This is a genomic window from Brachybacterium atlanticum, from assembly GCF_025669985.1.
GTDB lineage: Bacteria > Actinomycetota > Actinomycetes > Actinomycetales > Dermabacteraceae > Brachybacterium > Brachybacterium conglomeratum.
The window spans coordinates 47,226-63,931 of sequence record NZ_JAKJJW010000020.1 but is presented as its reverse complement, the minus strand read 5'-3'; the positions used below and the strand labels follow the sequence as shown (position 1 = coordinate 63,931).

At 73.8% G+C, this 16,706-nt stretch carries 15 protein-coding genes; 6 read left to right on the top strand and 9 right to left on the bottom strand.

The genetic code is table 11. From position 1 onward, the window contains the following. Both L3K22_RS10985 and L3K22_RS10980 read right to left on the bottom strand, forming a co-directional pair. On the bottom strand, positions 1–696 hold a 696-nt coding region (locus L3K22_RS10985), incomplete at its 3' end, for a 5-oxoprolinase subunit B family protein (RefSeq protein ID WP_263311432.1). Beyond that, positions 693–1,457, bottom strand: coding sequence for a LamB/YcsF family protein (locus L3K22_RS10980; RefSeq protein WP_263311431.1), 765 nt, complete (start codon positions 1,455–1,457; stop codon positions 693–695). The genes L3K22_RS10980 and L3K22_RS10985, both read right to left, overlap by 4 nt. Before the next feature lie 347 nt (positions 1,458–1,804). On the opposite strand from L3K22_RS10980, the gene L3K22_RS10975 reads away from it, so the two are divergent. The 4 genes from L3K22_RS10975 to L3K22_RS10960 all read left to right on the top strand — a co-directional run bounded on the left by L3K22_RS10975 (position 1,805) and on the right by L3K22_RS10960 (position 4,746). Next, positions 1,805–2,875, top strand: a complete 1,071-nt coding sequence (locus tag L3K22_RS10975) for a hypothetical protein (protein WP_263311430.1) — start codon at positions 1,805–1,807, stop codon at positions 2,873–2,875. Between the two features lie 130 nt (positions 2,876–3,005). Beyond that, entirely contained in the window at positions 3,006–3,500 is a 495-nt protein-coding gene (locus tag L3K22_RS10970; protein ID WP_263311429.1) for an RNA polymerase sigma factor, read from the top strand. Then, positions 3,497–4,126: a methylated-DNA--[protein]-cysteine S-methyltransferase gene (locus tag L3K22_RS10965; protein WP_263311428.1), complete on the top strand. Its 630-nt coding sequence runs from the start codon at positions 3,497–3,499 to the stop codon at positions 4,124–4,126. The genes L3K22_RS10970 and L3K22_RS10965 overlap by 4 nt, the downstream gene beginning before the upstream one ends. After that, a complete protein-coding gene (locus L3K22_RS10960; protein WP_263311427.1) occupies positions 4,123–4,746 on the top strand; it encodes a DNA-3-methyladenine glycosylase I in 624 nt (207 codons plus the stop codon). Before L3K22_RS10965 ends, L3K22_RS10960 begins: the two co-directional genes overlap by 4 nt. A gap of 75 nt (positions 4,747–4,821) precedes the next feature. Here L3K22_RS10960 and L3K22_RS10955 read toward each other — a convergent pair whose 3' ends face one another. Then, positions 4,822–5,886 carry an NAD-dependent protein deacetylase gene (locus L3K22_RS10955; protein WP_263311426.1) on the bottom strand — a complete coding sequence of 355 codons (1,065 nt, stop codon included), beginning with the start codon at positions 5,884–5,886 and terminating at the stop codon, positions 4,822–4,824. Continuing rightward, positions 5,883–6,566 (bottom strand): DedA family protein, encoded by a 684-nt coding sequence (locus L3K22_RS10950; protein ID WP_263311425.1) that lies wholly within the window; start codon positions 6,564–6,566, stop codon positions 5,883–5,885. The genes L3K22_RS10955 and L3K22_RS10950 overlap by 4 nt, the downstream gene beginning before the upstream one ends. A 321-nt stretch (positions 6,567–6,887) precedes the next feature. Between L3K22_RS10950 and L3K22_RS10945 the strand changes: the two genes are divergently transcribed. Then, positions 6,888–7,742 (top strand): DUF1206 domain-containing protein, encoded by an 855-nt coding sequence (locus tag L3K22_RS10945; protein ID WP_263311424.1) that lies wholly within the window; start codon positions 6,888–6,890, stop codon positions 7,740–7,742. 403 nt (positions 7,743–8,145) lie between these two features. Here L3K22_RS10945 and L3K22_RS10940 read toward each other — a convergent pair whose 3' ends face one another. From L3K22_RS10940 to L3K22_RS10920, 5 genes are all read right to left on the bottom strand, one after another. After that, positions 8,146–9,435, bottom strand: a complete 1,290-nt coding sequence (locus L3K22_RS10940; protein WP_263311423.1) for a D-arabinono-1,4-lactone oxidase — start codon at positions 9,433–9,435, stop codon at positions 8,146–8,148. Positions 9,436–9,753: 318 nt separating this feature from the next. Then, positions 9,754–11,262, bottom strand: coding sequence for an L-arabinose isomerase (gene araA / locus L3K22_RS10935; RefSeq protein WP_263311422.1), 1,509 nt, complete (start codon positions 11,260–11,262; stop codon positions 9,754–9,756). A 101-nt stretch (positions 11,263–11,363) separates the two neighbouring features. Continuing rightward, positions 11,364–12,083 carry an L-ribulose-5-phosphate 4-epimerase gene (locus tag L3K22_RS10930; RefSeq protein WP_263311421.1) on the bottom strand — a complete coding sequence of 240 codons (720 nt, stop codon included), beginning with the start codon at positions 12,081–12,083 and terminating at the stop codon, positions 11,364–11,366. Positions 12,084–12,274: 191 nt separating this feature from the next. After that, on the bottom strand, positions 12,275–13,999 hold the full coding sequence (locus tag L3K22_RS10925; protein ID WP_263311420.1) for a xylulokinase: 1,725 nt from the start codon (positions 13,997–13,999) through the stop codon (positions 12,275–12,277). Positions 14,000–14,073: 74 nt separating this feature from the next. Then, positions 14,074–15,096 (bottom strand): LacI family DNA-binding transcriptional regulator, encoded by a 1,023-nt coding sequence (locus L3K22_RS10920; RefSeq protein ID WP_263311419.1) that lies wholly within the window; start codon positions 15,094–15,096, stop codon positions 14,074–14,076. Between the two features lie 385 nt (positions 15,097–15,481). On the opposite strand from L3K22_RS10920, the gene chvE reads away from it, so the two are divergent. Next, positions 15,482–16,633 carry a multiple monosaccharide ABC transporter substrate-binding protein gene (gene chvE / locus L3K22_RS10915; protein WP_263311418.1) on the top strand — a complete coding sequence of 384 codons (1,152 nt, stop codon included), beginning with the start codon at positions 15,482–15,484 and terminating at the stop codon, positions 16,631–16,633. The last annotated feature ends 73 nt before the right edge of the window (positions 16,634–16,706 follow it).

Sequence of the window (16,706 nt, the reverse complement as noted above, 5' to 3'; positions counted from 1 at the left end):
GGCCGCGGCGGTCGCGGCCGTCGGACGGGAGGCGGCGCGCTGCGGCGTGAAGCGCACGCGCGTGCCCGGGCTGAGCAGTGCGGGCGGCTCCCGGTGCACGTCGAACAGAGGCGCGTCGCTGCGTCCGATCAGCTGCCAGCCGCCGGGGGAGGGGCGAGGGTAGATGCCGCAGTAGCGGGAGGCGAGGCCGACGGCGCCCGCGGGCACCGACGTGCGGGGCTCGGCGCGGCGCGGCACCTCCCAGGGCGGGCCGGACGCCTCGTGGGGATCGCCGGCGACGAGATAGGGGAAGCCGGGGGCGAAGCCGCCGAAGGCGACCGTCCATGTCGCTCGGGAGTGCGCGCTGATCAGCGCGTCCGTGCTCATCCCGAGCAGCTCCGCGACCTCCTCCAGGTCTTCGCCGTCGTAGACGATGCCGATGCTGGTCTCGCCGCCGCCGCTGTCCTCGTGCGGGGAGCGGCGGAGCTGCGAGAGCAGGTCCGCGAAGGGGCGCACGTCGCGCGGCGCCGCGCCGTGCAGCAGCAGTGTGCGCTCGGCGGGGACGAGCTCCAGCAGGTGTGCGGGGGAGAGGGCGCGCACGGCCGCGGCCGCGGCGAGCACGGCGGGGGTGTCGGGATACTCGGCGAGGATGCTCGTCTCCCCGGCGCGGTGCACGCGCAGCGGGGGAGGGAGGGTGTCCGTTGCCCCGTCCCTCACAGCGCAGCCTTGAGGTCCACGCCCGCCTCCGCGAGCCGGGCCCGCACCGCCCGGGCGAGCTCGACGGCGCCGGGGGTGTCCCCGTGCAGGCACAGCGACCGCACCGGCAGATCGACCCAGGTGCCGTCGGCCGCGCGCACCCCGCCCTCGGTCGCGATCGACAGCGCCTGGGCCGAGACCGCCTCGGGGTCGGTGAGCACGGCGCCGGGCCGCGTGCGCGGGGTGAGGGTGCCGTCGGGGAGATAGGCGCGATCGGCGAAGCCCTCGAGCGCCACCGGCAGGCCCGCCGCCTCCGCCGCGGGGACGACCACGGCGCCGGGCGCCGCCACCAGGGGCAGGCCGCCGAGCTCGCCGAGCGCCCGCACCACCGCGCCGGCCTGCGCCTCGTGACGGGCGAGCGCGTTGTACAGGGCACCATGCGGCTTCACCCCGCCCACGCTCGTCCCCTCCGCGCGGGCCATCGCCTGCAGCGCCCCGGCCTGGACGACCACCTGGTCCGTGAGGTCGTCCGGGTCGATGTCGAGGAAGCGGCGGCCGAAGCCCTGCAGATCCGGATAGGCGACGTGCGCGGTGATCGCGACGCCGCGTGTGGCGGCGGCCCGGCAGGCGGCGCGCATCGTCGAGCCGTCACCGGCGTGGCCGCCGCAGGCGATGTTCGCGGTGGTGACGACCTCGAGCATCGCGGCGTCGTCCCCCATCGACCAGTCGCCGAAGCCCTCCCCGAGGTCGGCGTTGAGGTCGACGACGGCGGTGGCGGTCATGGGCGGGCTCCTTCGTCCGACGGCGGGGTCCTCCCCATTGTCGGCCCCGGTCGCGCGGACGTCACCTCGCCCTGCGTCTGACGGGACGCGCGGGCGTCATGCCGCGCGTTCGCATGCCCCGGCGCGCGAGCGTTCCCCCGACCTTCTGCGCCCGGGACGACTCATGGACGCCGCGACATGAGTCGCCACCGGCACAGAACCTGGCCGGCCGGGGTCCGGGGCGGCGGTGGCTGGTGCGGCCCTGCACCGAGGGCCGGAGCCGAGGTTCTGCACCGCTGAGGACCCGTGCCGGCGACGAGATGAGTCCTCAGCGGCGCAGAACCTGCGGCCCCCGATAGCCTCGGGGGATGAGCGCGACCCCGGCGTCCCCCGCCCCTGACGCATCGACCGATGCGTCGACACGGATCCCCGACCTCCCCGCCGGGATCGGCGGCACCGATCCGACCGCGCCGCTGCAGTACACCGCCGAGGACGTCGCCGCCGCGCGTGACCTGCTCGAACGGGTGCGGAGAGGGGAGGCGACGGGACCGGATGGCCTGCCTCGCCCCTCCGGCCCGCCCGCCGCCGTCCGACCCGACCCGTCGGTCTCACAGGACGATGTCGTCCAGCCCGACCCGCCCTCCGCACAGGACGACGGCGGCCGGACCGACCCGTCGGCCGCCCAGGAACCCGTGCCGGTGGTGACCCTGAGCGATGAGCAGATCGCCGCGCTCGACGGCTACGAGCGCCGCCAGTTCGTGGCGCTGCCCTGGCTCGACGCGCATCCCGAGCAGCGGCGCGTCGCCGCGGCCGTCGCGCTGCGCGGCATGATCGCCGGCGGTCAGGTCCTCACCCGCACCGCCCGGCACGAGAAGGGGCCGCGCTGGCGGGCCGTCCCCGAGATCTCCGGCTGCCTCGTGCTGCGTCGCACCGCGGAGTCGTTCACCACCGCCGAGCGGACCGTTCGCACCGAGGCCGGGCCGCAGGTCCATCGCCTGCACTGCTACAGCCACCCCGGCGGGGTGCTCGGGGAGGAGACGACGGCCGACGGCCTCCACCGCTTCACGGTGCTGGACCCCGCGGAGGCCGCCGCGCGTCTGGCCGCCTTCCTCGACCCCGCGGGCCTCGCCGATCCCGCCGCCGATGCCGAGTCCGACACCGAAGGCGGGAGCGTCCACGTGCGCGGCTCGGAGCTGCCCGCCCATCCGCTCGCCGCGCAGCTCGCCGAGACCCGGGCGCTGACCGTCCTGACCCGTGTGCGCACGGCCGACGGGACCGTCCAGCAGGTCAGTGCCTACGCGACCGCCGACGGGATGCTCACCATGGAGGCCCTCGACCCCGGCGTCGAGGACCCCCGCCTCGAGTTCCGCCGCGTCGGCCCCGCGTCCCTGCGCGCGCTCGCGACGGTGCTGGTCAGCGGCCAGGGCGCGCCGCAGTGACGCCGCCGGCGGGGGAGCACTCGCGGTCGTCGCCGCGGGGGTCGACGCCGCTCGAAGGCCCGCCCTCCGCGCCTCTATCGGACCCGGACCTCACATCCCCGGCCGCCCGCGCGTCTGCAGGGTGATGACCATGAAGATCCCCTACGAGACCGCGGTCCAGCGGCACGGCCCCACCGTGCTGCGGGTGTGCTGCGCCGTGCTCGGCCCGGGACCCGACGCCGAGGACGCCTGGGCGGAGACGTTCCTGGCGGCGCTGACCTCCTGGCCCGATCTCGCGGAGGACACCAACGTCGAGGCCTGGCTGGTGCGCGTCGCGCACCGCAAGGCCATCGACGTCACCCGCCGCCGGGCCCGGCACGCCGTGCCCACGGACGACCTGCCCGAGCGGACCTCCCGCCGCGGGAACCCCGGCCGGGACGACGGGGTCTGGAACGCCGTCGCGGCCCTGCCCGAGCGGCAGCGGCTAGCTGTCACCTATCACTACCTCGGCGGACTCCCGCACGCCGAGACCGCCGCCCTGATCGGCGGGAGCACCGAGGCCGTCCGCCGCGCCTCGGCCGACGGCATCCGAGCCCTGCGACGGACCTTCGCCGCAGGCGATGACACGGAAGGAGCCGCGCGATGACCGATACCCCGAGCCTCCCCGAGCACCTCACGACGAACGAGCGGGAGGCGCTCTTCCCGCTCCCCGACCCGGCCCTGGCAGGACTCCGCGCCCGCCTCGTGCAGCAGGCCGACGACGCCGGCCTCGTCGAGATCGCCTATCGCACGCTCGACACCCCCGTCGGCCCCCTTCTGCTCGCCGCGACCGCGCAGGGGCTGGTCCGCGTCGCCTTCGAGCGCGAGGGCTTCGACGCCGTGCTCGCCGCCCTCGCGTCGAGGGTCAGCCCCCGCATGTTGGAGGCGCCGGGCCGGCTCGACGAGGCGGCCGCCGAGCTGGAGGAGTACTTCACCGGCACCCGCCGCCGCTTCGACCTGCCGCTGGACCGCGCCCTGTCCACCGGCTTCCGCGAGAAGGTCCAGCGCGTCCTGCCGCAGATCGACTACGGCTCCACCCGCTCCTACAAGGAGATCGCCGAGCTCGTGGGCAGCCCGCGGGCCGTCCGCGCCGTCGGCACCGCGTGCGCCACCAACCCGCTGCCGATCGTCGTGCCGTGCCATCGCGTGCTGCGCACCGACGGCGCGCTCGGCGGCTACATCGGCGGCCTCGACGCGAAGACCGCCCTGCTGAGCCTGGAGAGGACCGCATGACCGCGCCCGACCCCCGCACCGGCCCCGACCCCGACGTCGTGATCGGCGAGGACGGTCTGGCCCGCCCCGCCTGGGCGGCGAGCGACCCGATGCTGCGCGAGTACTACGACACCGAGTGGGGCATGCCCGTCCGCGACGAGCAGGGCATGTACGAGCGGATCAGCCTCGAGGCCTTCCAGGCCGGGCTGTCCTGGGCGACGATCCTGCGCAAGCGGCCCGCCTTCCGCACCGCCTTCGACGGCTTTGATCCCGAGGTCGTCGCCCGTTACGGCGAGGCGGAGGTCGAGCGGCTCATGGCCGACGCCGGCATCGTGCGCAACCGCGCGAAGATCCTCGCGACCATCACCAACGCGAAGGCGACCCTGGCTCTGCGGGAGAAGGGCGGGCTCGTCGACCTCGTGTGGTCCTTCCAGCCGGGGACGACGCCCGCGCCGAGGACCGTCGCCGAGATCCCCACCCGCTCGCCGGAGTCGACGGCGCTGTCGAAGGCCCTGCGCAAGGAGGGCTTCGCCTTCGTGGGGCCGACGACGATGTTCGCGCTGATGGAGGCCGTCGGCATCCTCGACACCCACCTGCTGGGTTCGCACCGCCGCGGCACCTCCGGCGTCTGGGAGGCCTGAGGGTCCGGGCGGGGCCGACGGGGCGGCCGCCGCGATGCGGACGAGGGGCGCCGACAGGACTGACCTGCGCGCGGATCAGCTCGCGGTGCCGTGCTCGACGCCGCCCGGGGCGTCGCCCGCCGTGCCGAGGTCCGCGCTGACGGCGCCGGCCCACTGCGCGAGCACGTCCTCGAGGCGGCCGTGGACGCGCAGGGACGCGTCGGGATCGGCGCGGGTCGGACCGTCGTTGAGGATCACCACCGGCTTGTCCTGCTTTCGAGCGGCGCGCACGAAGCGCAGCCCCGACTGCACCGTCAGCGAGGAGCCCAGCACCAGCAGGGCGCGCGCCTGCTCGAGCGCGGCGAAGGCGGAGGCGACTACCTCCCGCCGGGCGGACTCGCCGAAGAAGACCACGTCGGGCTTGAGGATCCCGCCGCACAGCGGGCACGGCGGGTAGCGGAAGGAGCTGGTGCGGTCGACCTCGGCGTCCCCGTCGGGCGCCTGGGCGGCATCGGCCGCGAGCTCGGGCAGGCGGGCTGCGAGCTCGGGGTTCATCGCGAGCATCCGGGCGTGCAGGGCGGCGCGGGAGGAGAGGGCGTCGCACTGCTGGCAGCGCACCCGGTCCAGGCGTCCGTGCAGGTCGATCACGGTATCCGAGCCCGCCGCGGCATGCAGGCCGTCCACGTTCTGGGTGATCACGGCGGTGACGGGGAAGGCGGCGGGGGCCAGCACCGCGAGCAGTCGGTGGGAGCGGCCGGGCCGGGCGCTGCGGAACTGCTCCCAGCCGACGGTGGAGCGGGCCCAGTACCGGCGTCGGGCGAGGTCGTGCCCCATGAACTCCTGGTAGGTCATGGGGGAGCGGGGCACCGCATCGCGGCCCCGGTAGTCCGGCAGGCCCGAGCCCGTGGACATCCCCGCCCCGGTCAGCACCGCGACCGGCCGGTCCCGCAGCAGCGCGAGCGCCTCGTCGATCTCGTGGTCGTGGCTGCGCAGCCCGTAGCGCGCCCCCTCCATCGGCCCCCAGGCGGGCAGGCGCGGCCCGCCGCGGGTCGGGCCCGGGCCGTCCAGCGGGCGGGAGGTGGCGGTCGCGAACCAGCGGCCGACGTCCGCCGCGGGCCCGGCGAGGCCGGAGCGGGGCGAGGTGTTCTCGGCGCGACTCATTCTTCGAGCGTAGAGCGCGAATCGGTCGCCGTGGCGCCATCGGCGCCGGAGGTCACTCCGTCCTCCCCGTCGGCCCGGTCCCGCCGCGAGCGGATCCGCTGGGTCGCCAGGCCGACCAGGGCGAGGATCCCGATCCCCGCCACGATCGAGGAGTAGATCCGCACGAAGCCCTCGAGCACCTCGCCGCCGGCCTGTCCGAAGGCGTAGCCCGCGACCACGAACACCGCGTTCCAGATCGCGGAGCCGAGCCCTGTGGCCAGCGCGAACAGCCACACCGGCATCTTCTCGATCCCCGCCGGGACCGAGATGAAGGTGCGCACCATCGGCACGAAGCGCGCGAGCGCCACGGCGGGGAAGCCCCAGCGCTCGAAGAACCGCATCGCGATGGTCACGTCCTTCTCCTCGAGCAGCGGGAGGCGCCGCACGAGAGCCGTGGTGCGCCGCAGCCCGAGCGCGCGCCCCACCGCGTACACGCCGAGCCCGCCGAGCACGGAGCCGAGCGTGGTCCAGAAGATCGGCACCAGCACGTGCTGGCCGTTCGCCGCGGCGGTGACGCCGGCGAAGGGGAGCAGCACCTCGCCGGGGATCGGCGGGAACAGCGCCTCGGAGGCGATCACGAGCGCGGTGCCGGGACCGCCCAGGATCTCCATCAGAGCGATCGCCCATGCCGTGACGTCCACAGGGGCCTCCCGTCCTGGCGCATCGGCTGGCGCGTGCACCGTAGCGGGGGACGGTGGAGGGCAGGTGAACGGCACGTGGCGACAGACGAGGCGAACGCCCACCAGCCGACTTGCAGATGCGTGCTGCAACTTTGCACCGACCTGTTGACAACGATGGGATGAAGCGCTTTCCTAGTGGTGATCCACCCGCGCGGCGCTCGAGCCGGTGCGCTCCGCGGACCCGGCCGCCCGGTAGGGGCGGAGGGCTGACCTGTCGAGGCGCGGGCTGAGCACCCGGGCGGACAGCGAGCGGACCGGGCCGGGGCGACGTACAGTTCCGCCATGAACCCCCTGGAGGACGCCGGGCGCGCCGCCCGCGACAGTGCCGAGGCGGCCGAGCGCACCGCCGAGACCGTGACCGATCATCCCGTCTTCGAGGGCATCGCCCGCGGCGGCTTCGTGATGAGCGGCCTGGCGCACGTGCTCATCGGCTGGTTCGCGCTGCGCGTCGCCCTCGGCGACTCGGGGCAGGACGCCGACCAGTCCGGCGCGCTGAACACCGTCGCCGCCGCTCCCGGCGGGAACGTGCTGCTGTGGATCGGTGGCCTGGCGATGCTCGCGCTGACAGTCTGGCATCTCGCCGAGGCGTACTTCGGCGCGAGATGGGCCGACGACGACCGCCGGCGCCTCACCCATGTCGTGAAGACGCTCGGCAAGGCCGGGGTGTACGGGGCGCTCGGGGTGACCGCGCTGCGCTTCGCCGCGGGCGGCGGCAACGACTCCGGGCAGCAGACCTCCGAGCTCACCGCGGGACTGCTCGGCAGCGCGGCAGGTCGCGGGGCGGTGATCCTGATCGGTCTCGTCGTCCTCGCGATCGGCGGATACCACGTGGTCAAGGGAGCGGGCTGGGGCTTCGAGGACGATCTCCGCCCGCCCGGCGACCAGCGGATCAGCATGGTCGTGATCGTCACCGGCGTGATCGGCTACATCGCCAAGGGCGGCGCGCTGATCGTCGTCGGGATCCTGTTCGGCTGGGCCGCGATCGGCTCGGACCCCGAGAAGGCGACCGGCCTGGACGGCGCGTTCCAGACCATGGCGAGCCTGCCCGCGGGTGCTGTGCTGCTGGTCGTCGTCGGCATCGGGGTGATGCTCTACGGCGTCTACGCGGTGCTGCGCTCGCGCTACGCGCCGCTCTGAGCGGTCCGTGCGCGGGCGGCAGCCCTGCCTGAGCGCCTCGGCGGGCGAGCAGGCGCGCCGGTTGCGTGGCGCCGCGGCGGCCGACGATCACTGCGCCGGCTGCATGCCCTCCAGCACAGTGAGGAGCTCCTGCGCCGTCGCCTGCGCGTCCTTCGACCCGACGTAGAACTCCTGGCTGATCCGGGTGAACTCCTCGCCGAAGCCGACGGCGTCCGCAGGGGTGACCAGCGGCGCGGGGGAGACCTCCGCCTGCAGGTCACGGGCGGCGATGTGGAGCTCGGGGCCCTGGTGACCGCGCGAAGCGTCGTCTTCGGCGTCGTCGCTCTCGCAGCGGGAGTCCTGGCCCTCCTCGGAGGGGGCCTGGCCCTTCTCCGGTCCCGCAGGATCCGCTGACCTCTGCCGCTCACGCCCCGAGCAGCCGGTCCACGTATCCGTTGCGGAACACGCGGCCCGGGTCCAGCCGGTCCCGCAGCGCCCGGAAGCGCTCCAGGTCCGGATAATGCGCCTGCACCACCTCCGGGTCCAGCGTGAACACCTTCCCCCAGTGCGGCCGAGGCGCGAAAGGGGCGAGGCGCTCCTCGATCTCGGGCAGCAGCGCCGCGACCTCGGCGGGCCGCTGCTTCCAGGTGAAGTGCACGCAGGCGCTGTCCCGGTGCTGGGCGGGGGAGAGCCACAGCTCGTCGGCCGCGACGGTCCTCACCTCGGAGGCGTGCAGCAGCGGACGGATCCGCTCCCCGAGCGGCATCACCGCCGCGAGCGCCTCGCCGATCCGCTCACGCGGCACGAAGTACTCCGACTGGATCTCCTCGCCGCTGGACGGGGTGAACTCGAGCCGGAAGTGGGGCAGGCGCTCGTGCGCCGGACCCGGCTCCCCGGTCTGGTCGGTGCAGAAGTCGGCAGGCATCCCCGGTAGCGGGTGCACGGGTCCCGGCGCCCGTCGTCCCCCGAGCCAGTGCTCCGGCAGCGCCGCGTCCTCGTCCACGCGCTGCTTCACCCAGGCCTGGGCGATGTGGCCGTCCCAGTGGTGGAACAGGCTCACGCTCGCGCCCGCCCCGAGCATCTCCGCGAGGCTGCCCTCGTCCATCCGCTCGGCGGGGACGTCGAGGTGGACCGTCTGCCGCATCGGCGCGGCCGGCACCAGGTCGAGGGTCAGGTGCGTGAGGATCCCGAGCATGCCGAGGCAGAGGACCGCCCCGTCGAACACGTCCGGGTCGGCCTCGCGCGAGAGCGTCAGCAGATCCCCGCACGCCGTGACCAGCTCGATCTCCCGCACCGAGGAGGCCAGGGCGCGCAAGCGGTTCCCGGAGCCGTGGGTGCCGGTCGCGCTCGCCCCTCCCACCGAGATGTGCGGCAGCGATCCCATGTTCGGCAGCGCCAGCCCGGCTGCATGGGCGGCGACGGCGAGCTCGCCGTAGCGCACCCCGGCGCCGACGCGGACGGTGCGCGCCTCGGCGTCGATCCCGATCTCCGGCGGCATCGCCGTGAGGGTCACCAGCGGCCCGTCCGACGCCGCGACCTCGGAGAAGGAGTGCCGGGTGCCGAGCGCCCGCAGCCTCGTGCTGCCGGCGACGAGCTGTTGCAGCGCGGCGAGAGAGGTCGGCGCGTGCAGCGGCCCCGGCCCGTAGTCCACGGTGCCCGACCAGCTGAGCCCGGGGGCGTGGAGGGCGGGGTCGGGGGTGCTCGAGGTGGGCATCATCGCTCCGAGGTGTCGAGAGACGTGGTCACGGGGTGCCGGACGGCGCACGGGCCAGGCCGTGCGCGGCGCGGCTGGCGGGCGTGTCGGGCCGGCATGGCAGGAAATGTACCGCCAGGACCCATGGGGGCCTCCGCATGAGTCCTGGCGCCAGCAAAAACTGTTGACCACCGGCCGACGGGGCCCGCCGGCCGGGCCCTGCCGCACGGACGGGGCCGGGCCCGCACGGCAAAAGGGGGCCGTCACCCGGGCCCGCGCGGCCGACGGAACCGGCAGCCCTCCCGTCGGCTGTTCCGCCCGCGCCGTCGGCCGGGGCGCTCAGAACCCCTGGGCGAGGCGGTGGAAGACCTGGTGGGTGCGCAGCTCCTGGGCGAAGGAGCGCACGGTCGTGGACTCCTCGATGATCGCGAGCTCGATGTCCGCGATCGTGGCGAGGTCCTCCCACACCTCCAGGTCCACAGCCGTGGTCATCACGGTGTGGTGGGCGGCGCCGGCGGTCAGCCAGCACTCGGCGGAGGTGGCGAAGTCCGGCTGCGGCTCCCACACGGCGCAGGCGACCGGCAGCTTCGGCAGCTCCTCGTCGGGTTCGACCACCTCGACGACGTTCGCGACCAGGCGGAACCGCTCGCGCATGTCGGACAGCGCCACGACCACCGCGGGGCCCGCGTCGGCCATGAACTTCAGGCGCACCGGGTCCTCGCGGTCCCCGATCCCCAGCGGGTGGATCTCCAGCGAGGGCCTGCCGGTGGTGAGTGTGGGGGAGACCTCGAGCATGTGCGCGCCGAGGATCTTCTCGCTGCCCGGCGTCATGTCGTAGGTGTAGTCCTCCATCAGGGAGGCGCCGCCGGGCAGGCCGTAGCCCATCACTGCGGCGACCCGCACCAGGATCGCGGTCTTCCAGTCGCCCTCGGCGCCGAAGCCGTAGCCGTCGGCCATCAGGCGCTGGACGGCCAGGCCCGGCAGCTCGCGCAGCCCGCCGAGGTCCTCGAAGTTCGTGGTGAACGCGCCGAAGCCGCCGTCCTCGAGGAAGCGGCGCAGGCCCAGCTCCTGCCGGGCGCCGTAGCGCAGCGACTCGTGGCGCTCGCCGCCGCGGCGCAGCTCGGGCACCACGTCGTAGAGCTCCTCGTACTCGGCGACGAGCGCGTCGACATCTCGGTCGTCCACCGCATCTACCACTGCGACGAGGTCGTTGACGCCCCAGGTGTTCACGGAGACTCCGAGCCGCAGTTCGGCCTCGGTCTTGTCGCCCTCGGTGACGGCGACGCCGCGCATGTTGTCGCCGAAGCGGGCGAGCTTGAGGGAGTGCATCTCCGCCCAGCCGGTCGCGGCGCGGGCCCAGCGACCGATCTTGAGCTGCACCGTCTCGTCCGAGGCATGGCCGACCACGGTCTTGCGGTCCACGCCGAGCCGCGTGGCGATGTACCCGAACTCGCGGTCGCCGTGCGCGGCCTGGTTGAGGTTCATGAAGTCCATGTCGATCGTGGACCAGGGCAGCTCCACGTTCGCCTGCGTGTGCAGGTGCAGCAGCGGGGTGGCCAGCGCGTCGAGGCCCTGGATCCACATCTTCGCGGGGGAGAAGGTGTGCATCCAGGTGATGACGCCGACGCAGGCCGGGTCCGCGTTCGCGGCGAGCGCCCTCTCGCGGATCGCGTCGCGGTCGGTGAGCACGGGCTTCCACACGATCCGCACCGGGATGTCGGAGGCGGCGTCGAGGGTCTCGGCGATCTCGCGGGACTGGGCGGCGACCTGCTCGAGGGTCTCGGGGCCGTACAGCCCCTGGCTGCCGGTGAGGAACCAGATCTCGCGGGTCTCGAAGGGGTTGTGCATGGTGCGTCCTCGTCTCTGAGTGGGATCGGTGCGCCCTAAGGGCGGCGGGTCGGTGGGAGAAGGTGGCGCAGGCGGCGGGGCGTACGCCGGGTGGGCCGGTGTCAGCGCTGGCCGTAGACGTTCTGGTAGCGGTCGAAGAGGGAGTCGACGAGCGACTGCTCGATGGGCAGCGGCTCGCCGAGCTGGCGGGAGACGTGCACGGTGCGTGCGACCTCCTCGCACATCACGGCGGCCTTCACCGCGGCGCGGGCGTCCTTGCCGATGGTGAAGGGGCCGTGGTTCTGCATGAGCACGGCGGGGGAGCGGGAGCCCTCCAGCGTCTCGACGATGCCGCGGCCGATGGAGTCGTCGCCGATCACGGCGAAGGGGCCCACGGGGATCGGGCCGCCGAACTCGTCGGCCATCATCGTCAGCACGCAGGGGATCTCCTCCCCGCGCGCGGCCCACGCGGTCGCGTAGGTGGAGTGGGTGTGCACCACCCCGCCCACGTGGTCCATGTGCTCGTAGACGTAGGCATGGGCGGCCGTATCCGAGGAGGGGGAGAGCGCATCGGGGGTGCCGTCGACGATCTTCGCGCCGTCGAGGGTGCACACCACCATCGTCTCGGGGATCAGGTCGTCGTAGGAGACGCCGGAGGGCTTGATGACGAACAGGCCGGGGACGCCCTCCGGCAGATCCGGGACGCGCTCGGAGACGTTCCCGGCGGTCCACACCACCAGCTGATTGCGGGGCAGCTCGGCGTGCAGGGCGGCGACGCGCTCGCGCGTCGCGGCGACGGCGTGCTGGGCGGCGTCGGGCAGGTCGGTCAGGACCAGGGTCATGGGACTTCCTTCCGGTGCGGGGTCGGCAGTGCTGTCAACGTTCACAGATGGAGCCGAGCGCGATGCCGCTCGGTCGGCGGGCGAGGTCGCAGGCTTCCCGACGTGCCGATCTGCTGGGATCGTGAGGCGGTCGTGACGGTCGCGCGGGCGGTCGGCCGACGGGCTGCTCCTGCGCCGCACCGGTCGCCGGATCAGCGAAGCAGGTCCCCGGCCCGGCGGGCGAGCGGGAGCCCGCCGCGGTACGCGTCCAGCCAGGTAGTGTGGCCCTCGCGGCCGGCAGCGTCGGGGGAGCGGGTGGTGATGTCCTGGCCGGCGAAGACGACCTCGTCGAGATAGGCGCTGAGGGACTGCGCGTCACCCGCGGCGGTGGCACCCGATCCGTCGGCCGCTCCGCCGTCTGCTCCGCCGGCGGCCCCGGCGGCCCCGTCGGCCGCGGTGGTGCGGGCGGTGTGTGCGGCGAGCAGCGCCATGCCCCAGGCGCCGCCCTCGCCGGCCGACTCGCCGAGCGCGACCGGCACGCCGAGCGCGTCGGCGAGCACCTGCTGGGCGACGCCCCGGGTGCGGAAGATGCCGCCGTGGGCGTACATCACGTCCAGCCGCACGCCCTCGTCCTTCAGCAGCGCGTCCATCCCCACGGCGAGGGCCCCGAAGGCGCCGTAGAGCTGGGCGCGCATGAAGTTCTCGAGCGTGAAGCGGGCGGACTGCTCGCGCACCAGCAGCGGGCGGCCGGAGGCGACGCCGGTCTGGTGCTCGCCGGAGACGTAGTTGTAGGTCAGCACGCCGCCGGCGTCGGCGTCCCCGTCGGCCCCCGCGGAGAACAGCGTCCCGTAGAGGTCCTCGGCGGACTGCGGTGCGCCGAGGAGCTCCGCGAACTGCGAGAACAGGCCCAACCAGGCGTCGAGGTCGGTGGTGCAGTTGTTCGTGTGGATCATCGCGACCGGGTGGCCCGACGGCGTGGTGACCAGGTCGATCTCCTCGCGCGGCCCGGACAGCGGGCGCTCGAGGACGACCATCGCGAAGGCGCTGGTGCCGGCCGAGACGTTGCCGGTGCGGGGCTCGACGGCCTGGGTGGCGACCATGCCGGTGCCGGCGTCGCCCTCAGGCGGGGCGGTGATGGCCCCGGGCTGCAGCGTCCCCGTCGGGTCCAGGAGGGCCGCGCCCTCCTCTGTGAGGTGCCCGGCGTCCTGCCCGGCGACGAGCACCTCGGGCAGCAGGTCCGGCAGCGACCAGGGCATCGCGGCGATCGGGTCGAGAGCGGCGGTGCGCTCGAGCAGCTCGGCGTCGAAGGAGTCGCCCGAGGCGCCGATCGGGAACATGCCGCTCGCATCGCCGACGCCGAGCACCTTCTTCCCGGTGAGCTTCCAGTGCACGTAGCCGGCGAGGGTGGTGAGGAAGTCGAGGCGCTCCACGTGCTCCTCGCCCTGCTGCACGGCGTGCAGGAGGTGGGAGATGCTCCAGCGCAGCGGGATGTTCTGCGAGAGCGTCTCGCTGAGCAGCGCCGCGGCCTCAGTGGTGAAGGTGTTGCGCCAGGTACGGAACTCGGCGAGCTGCTCGCCGTCCGCGTCGAGCGCGAGATAGCCGTGCATCATCGCGGAGATGCCGAGGCCGCCGAGGGTCGTGAGCTCGACGCCGTGCTGCGCGCGCACCTCGCGGGCGAGGTCGGCGTAGCAGTCGCTGATCCCCGCCCACGCCGCGTCCAGCGAGTAGGTCCAGATCTCGCCCACCAGCTCGTTCTCCCAGGCATGGGAGCCGGTGGCGAGCACCGCGCCGGTGCCGTCGACCAGGGCGGCCTTGATGCGGGTGGAGCCCAGCTCAATCCCGAGGTGGGCGCCGCCCTCGGCGATCAGGGCCGCGGCGTCCTCCCCTCCGGGTGCGGGGGAGGAGGACTGGGCGGGGGACACGTCAGCGTGCGTCATGGGATCACTGAACCAGGTCTTCGACCGCTCTGTCAACGTTCACATCGCAGAGCCCGACTCCCGGACAGCGGCGCTCAGTGGGTCCGCTCGGGGCGGGTCGAGCGGCGCACCACCAGGCGCGGCGACAGGGGCGGCGGGGAAGGGCCGGGATCCTCCGGATCCTCCAGCAGCTCCAGCAGCCGGTGCAGCGCGAGCCGGCCCAGCTCCGCGAAGGGCTGGGAGACCGTGGTCAGCGAGGGGAGCAGGTACTCCGCGCCGACGGTGTCGTCGAAGCCCGCCACGGCGACGTCCACCGGCACGCGCGCGCCGTGCTCGTGCAGCGCGTGCAGCGCCCCGATCGCCATCATGTCGTTCGCCGCGAAGATCGCCTCCGGCACGCCGCCCGCGAGCAGGGCGCGCGTCAGCTCGTACCCGGACCTCGGCGTCCAGTCGCCGGGCGCGGTCGTCGTCCCGTCCAGGCCCAGCTCCGCGGTCGCCTCGCGGAAGCCGTCGAGGCGGGCGCGGGCGTCGTACCAGTCCGTCGGGCCGGCCAGGTGGGCGACCGAGCGCACGCCCGTGCGTGCGAGGTGCTCGACCACCGCATGCGCGCCGAGGCGCTGGTCCACGCCCACGACCTGGGTGGACGCGGTCGCAGGGGGCTGCGCGGAGACGGCGAGGACGGGAATCGTGGAGGCCGCCGCCGCGACCACCGGCTGCATCCCCTCGTGCGCCGCGACCACGAGGATCCCGTCGACGCCCGAGCCGATCAGCTCGGCGCCCGGCGTGGCCCCCGCAGGGTCCCCGGGGCGGACCGTCGTCAGCAGCACCGAGTAGCCAGCCTCGCGGGCTGCGGCCTCGATCGCGGTGACCGTCTCGGAGGGGCCGAACAGCGAGGAGCCATCGGTGAGCAGGCCGATCTGCGAGGAGCGGGTGGTCTTCAGGGCGCGGGCGGCGCGGTTCGGGGTGTAGCCGGTCTCCGCGATCGCCGCGAGCACCCGCTCCCGGGTCTCGGGGCGGACGATGCCGGGCTGGTTGAGCACGCGGGAGACCGTCTGGTACGAGACCCCGGCGCGGCCTGCGACGTCGGCCATCGACGGGCGGCGCGTCGCTGGACTCATGGCGTCCTCCTCGCGGACGGTCGGTGGAGCGGCACTCTACAGGGCGATGACCTGCGCGGATCGCCCGGTCCGAGCTCGGCGGGCAGTGGTGACGGGCGCTCCCGGCAAGGTGCGGCGCGGGGCGCGATCGGCGGCGTTGCGGCATCGTGACCCGCGGCGCGGCCGGTGTCGGTTGACACGCGACTCGATGTGAACGTTATCATCCTGGCGACCGATGCCATCGAGGGCATCGGTCGAATCGGACGCGGGGCCGCTGTCGGCCCGACGTCCACGCCGACGAACGGCCGGTCCCCACGGCGAAGGTGCCCGAGGGAGCCGATGTGCCGCACGCGGTGTCCCGCTCCCGATGAGGGGAGCGGGCGGAGATTTCGACGAGGAGAGATCCATGCACAACCGCAGAAGCTTCATCCTGGGCGGCACCGCCGCCGCGGCAGCGCTCGGCCTCGCGGCCTGCGGCGGGACCGGCGCCGGCTCCGGCGGCCCCGACCCCGACGCCGCCCCCGAGGACCAGACCGTCGGCGTCGCCATGCCGACCCAGACCTACGAGCGCTGGGTCGCCGACGGGAACAACATCAAGAAGGGCCTGGAGGACAAGGGCTTCACCGTCGACATGCAGTACGCCGACGACGACATCCCCACCCAGCAGCAGCAGATCGACCAGATGATCAACTCCGGCGTCTCCGTGCTGCTGATCGCCTCGATCGACGGCGCCTCGCTCTCCTCGCAGCTCGACGCCGCCGAGGCCGCGGGGATCCCCGTGATCGCCTACGACCGCCTGCTCACCGACAACGAGAACGTCGACTTCTACGTCACCTTCGACAACTACAAGGTGGGCGTGAACCAGGCCAACGCGCTCCTGTTCGGCCTGGGAATGCTCGACGAGTCCTTCGAGCCCGCGGCCGATGCTCCCGAGGGCCCGCTGAACGTCGAGCTGTTCGCCGGCTCGCTGGACGACAACAACGCCCACCTGTTCTGGAAGGGCGCGATCGACACCCTGCAGCCCTACTTCGACGAGGGCACCCTGAAGGTCCTCTCGGGCCAGATGGACATCGAGCAGGCCGCTACCCAGCGCTGGGAGCAGGAGACCGCGCAGAAGCGCATGGAGAACCTCCTGACCACCCACTACAACGGCGGCGAGGAGCTCGCCGGCGTGCTCGCCCCGGCCGATCCGCTCTCGCGCGGCATCATCAACGCCCTGCAGAACGCGGGCCTCGGTCCCACCATCGAGGAGGGCCTGCCGATCGTCACCGGCCAGGACGCCGAGATCGCCTCGATCAAGCTGATCGCCGACGGGGTCCAGTCCTCCACGATCTTCAAGGACACCCGCAACCTCGCCGAGCAGGCGATCGTCGCGGCCGAGTCGATCCTGAACGGCGAGGAGCCCGAGGCGAACGACACCGAGACCTACGACAACGGCGTGGTGGTCGTCCCCTCCTACCTGCTCGAGGTGCAGATGGTGCTGAAGAGCAACTACGAGGAGATCATGGTCGACTCCGGCTACTACACGGCGGAGCAGGTGGAGTCCGGCCAGCTCTGACGCAGGCGAGAAGCACCGAACCACCGGTGGGGTCCCGGCGCGCCGTCGTGCCGTCGGGACCCCCTGCCCGAAG